This window comes from Pantoea sp. MQR6, from assembly GCF_022761075.1.
GTDB classification, from domain to species: Bacteria; Pseudomonadota; Gammaproteobacteria; order Enterobacterales; family Enterobacteriaceae; genus Pantoea; species Pantoea phytostimulans.
This window is the reverse complement of the sequence record NZ_JAKYXB010000005.1, coordinates 307,174-313,287: the sequence shown is the minus strand read 5'-3', so window position 1 is coordinate 313,287 and position 6,114 is coordinate 307,174. Positions and strand designations below refer to the sequence as shown.

Genomic DNA, 6,114 nt, shown 5'->3' with positions numbered 1-6,114 from the left:
ACACTACCGCAGCGCGCCGCCCACCGCGGCCACGCGCGTGGGCATGATGCAACAGCCGCACCAGTGCAGCGGTCCGTGCGGGGTACACAGCCACTCGCACGACATCGCGCGCGGCTCTGACGTGCCCGTGGCCGGGGACAACGCCTTCTGGGGCGCGCTCGGCTGCAGCTGCTTTGCGTTTTAATCACTAAGGTTTTATCAACAGCCTCGCATTGATGCGGGGCTTTTTATTGCCTTGAGTCAATGAACATCGTCATTGAAGGAATAGTAAGTAAAAGCTGACATCAAGTTTTTTCGATTTGCTAATTGTTCTGCATCCAATTCAGATCGGCGAAAGCTTTATTCTGTTATTCCCTTTAATAACTTAAGCCAAATGATTTTTAGAGAAAAAAACACTGATTAATAACATCAGTATCGAAACAGATACCCAACCCAGCAGTTTGAAAGCATGCCTAACAATTGTTAATGGACCCGATTGATACGGCGCATATCACCGATAATGACCGTGATTCATAATGCCGCTGGCATTCCGACATCACATATAAAAAACGCGACAACCCTCATGTTCACGGGAATCAACTCAGCGAACTTTAATTATAAAACCGAGTGTGGTTCATCAATCCCTTGCCCGAGCCACAATATTTTTTAAGCCCGGACTTTTATTGCGAGACGCCTCGCATTGAATAAACTCCAAGTCTGTTAAACCTGATATTGACTTGTGCCAGCGAATATCTGGGGATATAAAAGGGAGCAATTTTAAATAAGGAGTGTTTGCAATGAAGAAATTAATAGCGTTAACCGTTGTTGTTTCGTGCGTGAGTTTTTCAGCGGTTTCTCAGGCAGCGGAGCATTGCCCTGAATTAAAAAACATTGAAGAGATTGGCAGTGGCGTCTACCGTGCTGATGGGCTAAAAGGAGAATGGTCCGGCGTTTTGCAGGGAATTGTCGCGAAAAAATCCCCCGCCCACTCTTTTCAGATGGCTCTTGCTATTCAGGAAAATGAATCATCCCCAATTAAATTATAGTACTGCACCTATAATGTTGGCTCTGATAAAACGCTTGAAATGCGTTTTATTACCAAAAATGAACAAGCGTTTTCTATCCAGCCTGACGGAGACGCCTGGAAAAAGGAAAGCGGGCCTTTTGGGTTAATTTATAATGTCTGTGAGAAAACCTCACCGGAAAAATGTAAGTTTACTGTTTATTTATAAATATTAATTTCCAATATAAATCTAGAAAGAAACATGATGCGGCCCTGCTGATTTTAGGCTGATATTTTACTCTATTTTTCCGGCACATTCCGCACCTGGGATGTGCTTTTTTTCCAGCGAATGCTTCCCATTAAAAGCGCTACACACCCTTAATTTATTAATCGAAGAATTAAAAATGACAGGCATGATATAATCATTTAAGGTTTCAAATTAATACTCGATTGTTAATAGTAACAAACAGCATTTTCTTTCATTTAAATTAATCCATTCATTTATGTAAAATTGCAGACATACGCTCACTAGAGACTGAGTCTTTATTTAAAGGGTAGCAGTTATAAATATAACCCATCAATGTATTGTTCTTATTTTCATACTACTGCTTTCTGCGTTAGCAGATATTATTCCTGCAATCACTGTTGCGCTGACGTGTCTGAAGCCATCCAACATCATTTGGAATTCAGTTACTGTTAGCTTTAAACCAGTGCTACTGGTGCATCTCATTTTATCGGCCCACACCAGAATCTACATCATGAGCCTTAAAACTACCCCGTGTCGGCCTCTCGCCTGCTGGCTTGTTATTGTTGTCTTTGATCGAACCCGGATCTCAATCAAGTGCAGCTCTAACTTTACATAATTGGCATTATGTAAAGTTAGGATCCTTGTTAGATCCCCGGTATGATGAGCACTTCCCGCGCGATCTAATAAAAGGCGGATAAATAATGTTCTTACACTCTTCTGGATTTGAATCTGTAGAGTAAACATCAGACACAAAATGACAGCGCTACGTGAATTCTGGCGGGTTATCCCCCTGCAGTTTCTTCAGAATTCACGTAGCGCGATCATCTTATAAATTGTTTATATAACGAGCAAATATGCGTGAAACTGTTCAAAAAACGGACCTCATTGTCTCCTTTCAGGCTGATGAAGATATTTCTGCGCGACTTAGAGAATTTGTCCAAGACAAGGATGCCTTTTCATCCAATACATGGTCTCAATTGATGAGTGTGATGGCGGTCTGCTGGCGCTGGGCAAAAGAACATCAACGCAGCTTTTTGCCGATGCTTTCTAGCGATCTTCGTGACTACCTTTCTTGGCTACAAGCCTCAGGGCGAGCTTCGACCACCATTTCAACACACGCATCCTTGATCTCGATGTTACACCGTAACGCCGGAATCACGCCGCCTAACGTTTCTCCACTGATTTACCGCGTAATGAAAAAAATAAACCGCACAGCAGTGGTGTCTGGAGAGCGAACGGGCCAAGCCGTACCGCTCCGGCTTTCTGATTTAAACAAAATTGATCACTCCTGGGCTGGCTCCTCCCGTCTACAGGAATTGCGTAACCTTGCCTTTCTTCACGTGGCCTACAGCACGCTGCTCCGCATCAGTGAACTGGCACGCATCAAAGTGGGCGATATTTCTCGCGCCGAAGATGGCCGAATCATTTTGGACGTCTCACATACCAAGACCATCGTCCAGACGGGTGGACTGACTAAGGCGCTTAGCACCTTTTCCACACGCCGGCTGGATGAATGGATTGACGCTGCCGGGCTCAGCAATGATCCAGATGTATTCCTTTTTTGTAGGGTGCATCGCTCAAATAAAGCGCTTCCGTCGCCCGACCAGTTATTGAGCCGACCGGCTATTGAAGAGATTTTTAGAAAAGCCTGGCAGGTTGCGGGAAATGAAAAGCCCCTTAGATCGAACAAAAACCGCTATCGAAACTGGAGTGGGCACAGCGCGCGCGTAGGCGCAGCCCAAGATATGACCCGTAAAGGTTATCTGGTTGCTCAAATTATGCAGGAAGGAACGTGGAAAAAGCCCGAAACCCTGATGCGTTATATTCGTAATGTGGATGCGCACAGTGGCGCCATGGTGGATATGATGGAGCAATCCGCACGTTCACGTGATGAGACAGATTAATCGGCTATCAGATAAGGTGACCATTACTGGCCGGTAAGCACTCAACACTGCAGAAAACTTATCCACAGAAAATGTGAACAGCCTGTGCATGAATGGGTATGGTTTTAGCCCGTGGCGGGTGTTTCCCCTTTTTTCGCCCTGCCCGCTTATTCGATGATTTACGTGATATTAATAGGCTATATGGCTCTGAATATTCTTTCCCTTCAGCCCTCTTGCGGCTCTCTCTTGCCATAAACAGATCAAGCATCAATCGTGACCGATGCTGTATGGCATTTCGACAAAACACAAAGGTCTGCCAGCTCGATTAGCTAACATTGCTTTACTTTCAATCGATTAGCCGCCGCAGACTTTATAATTCAGGTTTATCAATGTTACCCTTACCACTTACAGTGAATTCTTGCTGTTGTTCCATTTGAGTATTTGAGGAAGTATCTATGAGTGAAAGTCTGAGCAGCCTGAAAAATATCCGTACGCTACGGGCACATGCGCGCAACATGTCTGTTGATGTACTGGAAGAGATGCTGCAAAAGTTGGATATGGTTGTGGCCGAGCGTCGCGATGAACTAAAAGCCTCTGAAGCTGAAGAGCGCGAGAAGGCAGAGAAGTTGGCGATGTACCGTGAACTGCTTCAGGAAGATGGCATTAGCGTGGAAGAACTGTTGAGTGGAATGCAATCAACCAGCGCGGGGAAAACAAAACGCGCCCCCCGACCGGCTAAATATAAATACACCGACGAGCATGGTGAAGTCAGGCACTGGACCGGCCAAGGCCGTACTCCTTCTCCAATCAAAACCGCGATTGAAAACGGCCAGTTGCTTGATGATTTCCTGCTGTAATTTGCAGTAACTGAAAACGGATTAACGAATACGCTATTCCGTTAATCCGTAAGTAGCAGGTTATTGCTGAACACTAAAAATCTTCAGATTCACAACTCTTAGCGATGTGCCGATGCTTTTTTTAGTTTTTTGACCGCAGGTGTTGCACTGCTTTTACTGCTTGAATAGATGAAGAACAGTGCAATACCCAGGCAGATCACTGCACCCAGGCGCGTAGCAGAAAAATGAATCGCTTCATTCCCCAACCAGCCAAAATTATCGATAAGCATGCTCATCGCCAGTTGACCAAAGATAACGGCGACCGTAGCAACTGCTGAACCGATACGTTGCACGGCCAGCACCATAATCACGATATAAGGTACGCCACATAAGGCGCCAAGCAGTTGCCATTTAGGCACATCCATCAAGGTGAGCGTCTGCTTGGGTTCAAAGAAGAAGATCAGCAGTGCAGTCACCAATGCACCCAGTGCGAAGGTCAGAAATGCACTACGAAACACACCCACTTTACTTCCCAACTGCCCATTAATCGCAGCCTGAATACTCAGTACGGCGCCACCAACAACAGCCAGAACGATCATTAAAATAGTCATCTGTTAATCTCAGCCTTTAGCCACAAGAACAAGGGCAGCAATAATGAAAATAAGCGCGATAATACGTTTGCTGTCAATTTTGCGATGGGCAGTACCGAATAAACCGTAATGGTCTATCACCAGACTTTTGAAAACCTGTCCGGCAAGAATGCCGATCATCGTCATGGCGATACCAATAGTGGGAACCGCAACGGTCAGAATGACTACGTAAATGGGTCCCAATATGCCGCCCAACAAAGTCCACGAAGGTTGTGCAAAAAAGGACGGGCTATTACGTGGGCTGAAAAACAGCATCAGCAAAAACGTCAGCGCGGCACCGACGCCGAAAATACTGAACGTCGCCCATAAGTCCCCGACTTCGCTTCCCAGTGGTCCTAATAAACCGGCTTCTACGGACAATCCCATCCCGCCAGCAACAACAAGTAATATAAATAAAAGCTGCATCAAACAGTCTCCAGTGGTTTAGGCGCCGGATCATAGTGCAGCTTCCAATAATGAAAAACGGTATAATTCGGGAAACACCTTTGCAGGAATCGAGATAATGTATGATCCCAGCGCCATCAATTTTCGGACACTGTTATTTTTTATTGGTGTTTTTGAAGCGCAAAGCTTCTCAGTTGTCGCCAGGCGCGAGGGTGTTTCAGCATCCATGATTTCACGCGTTATTCTTCAACTAGAGGACAGGCTGGGTCAGCAACTTTTTTATCGAAACACACGGGCGGTTATTCCTACAGAAGCCGGGAAGTTATTTGTAGAGTACGCCCGCACTATCACTGAGCAACTCAGCGAAGCCCAAAGAGAACTGCTGGACCGCTCGCTTGAGCCAGCCGGATTGATCAAGATAAATGCGCCGGTGTTTTTCGGCCAGCGCCACATTGCTCCCTGGCTGACGGCGCTTTCCGTTCGCTATCCGCGTTTGCTCATCGAGCTGACGCAAACCGATGACTATATCGATCCCCACAGAGATGCATCCGATCTCATTTTCAGGATTGGCACCCTGACCGACTCATCTTTTCATGCGCGGATATTTGGCACTCAGCATTATCATTTGGTTGCCTCTCCCGGCTATATCAAAAATCATGGCAAGCCGGAAAAGCCGGTTGAATTGGCTCAGCATAAATGTCTGGTCTACAGAGGTTCATCCGGCCCGAACCGGTGGCTGTTCCGTGAACCCGATAACAGCTGGATTCATTATCCGGTTTCGGCGTTACTCATCTCTAATAATGCTGAATCTTTACTGACTGCGGCGCTAGGGGGAATGGGAATGGTGCTGTTTCCAGACTGGCTGATTGGCGACAGCCTTAAAAAAGGGGAGTTAGTCAGAGTAATGACGAATTTCGAGGCAGCAATTAAAACGGAGCCACAACATATTGCTGCTATTTACCCTAACGCTCGCCACCCTCCGCTCAACGTCCGAGCAGTGATCGATTACTTTGTCGAGGTTTACGGTTCGCCACTTTACTGGCAATTCGATTAAAGCCTGGCTGAAGATATTGCAATCTTTGCTGGGCTGTCGCGATCGCATCAGCAACCCACTTTTATAAAGTGAGCAGAT

General features: G+C 46.2%; 6 protein-coding genes and 1 pseudogene. 5 read left to right on the top strand and 2 right to left on the bottom strand.

Features of this window, described 5'->3' with window-relative positions:
* The 4 genes and pseudogenes from MUG06_RS18970 to MUG06_RS18955 all read left to right on the top strand — a co-directional run.
* Positions 1–184 (top strand): hypothetical protein (locus MUG06_RS18970; protein ID WP_243079420.1); only part of this gene is annotated, 184 nt, incomplete at its 5' end.
* Positions 185–776: 592 nt separating this feature from the next.
* Positions 777–1,211 (top strand): annotated as a pseudogene (locus MUG06_RS18965) (DUF3757 domain-containing protein).
* An 872-nt stretch (positions 1,212–2,083) separates the two neighbouring features.
* Positions 2,084–3,133, top strand: coding sequence for a tyrosine-type recombinase/integrase (locus tag MUG06_RS18960; RefSeq protein ID WP_243079668.1), 1,050 nt, complete (start codon positions 2,084–2,086; stop codon positions 3,131–3,133).
* 434 nt (positions 3,134–3,567) lie between these two features.
* Positions 3,568–3,969 carry an H-NS family nucleoid-associated regulatory protein gene (locus tag MUG06_RS18955; RefSeq protein ID WP_243079667.1) on the top strand — a complete coding sequence of 134 codons (402 nt, stop codon included), beginning with the start codon at positions 3,568–3,570 and terminating at the stop codon, positions 3,967–3,969.
* Positions 3,970–4,067: 98 nt separating this feature from the next.
* Here the strand turns inward: MUG06_RS18955 and MUG06_RS18950 are convergent, their stop codons facing one another.
* The gene (locus MUG06_RS18950; RefSeq protein ID WP_243079666.1) at positions 4,068–4,559 is read right to left on the bottom strand and encodes a DMT family transporter; all 492 of its coding nucleotides are present in this window, start codon (positions 4,557–4,559) and stop codon (positions 4,068–4,070) included.
* Between the two features lie 9 nt (positions 4,560–4,568).
* The gene (locus MUG06_RS18945) at positions 4,569–5,003 is read right to left on the bottom strand and encodes a DMT family transporter (RefSeq protein ID WP_215844847.1); all 435 of its coding nucleotides are present in this window, start codon (positions 5,001–5,003) and stop codon (positions 4,569–4,571) included.
* 97 nt (positions 5,004–5,100) lie between these two features.
* Between MUG06_RS18945 and MUG06_RS18940 the strand changes: the two genes are divergently transcribed.
* On the top strand, positions 5,101–6,036 hold the full coding sequence (locus MUG06_RS18940; protein WP_243079665.1) for a LysR family transcriptional regulator: 936 nt from the start codon (positions 5,101–5,103) through the stop codon (positions 6,034–6,036).
* Positions 6,037–6,114: the final 78 nt, after the last annotated feature.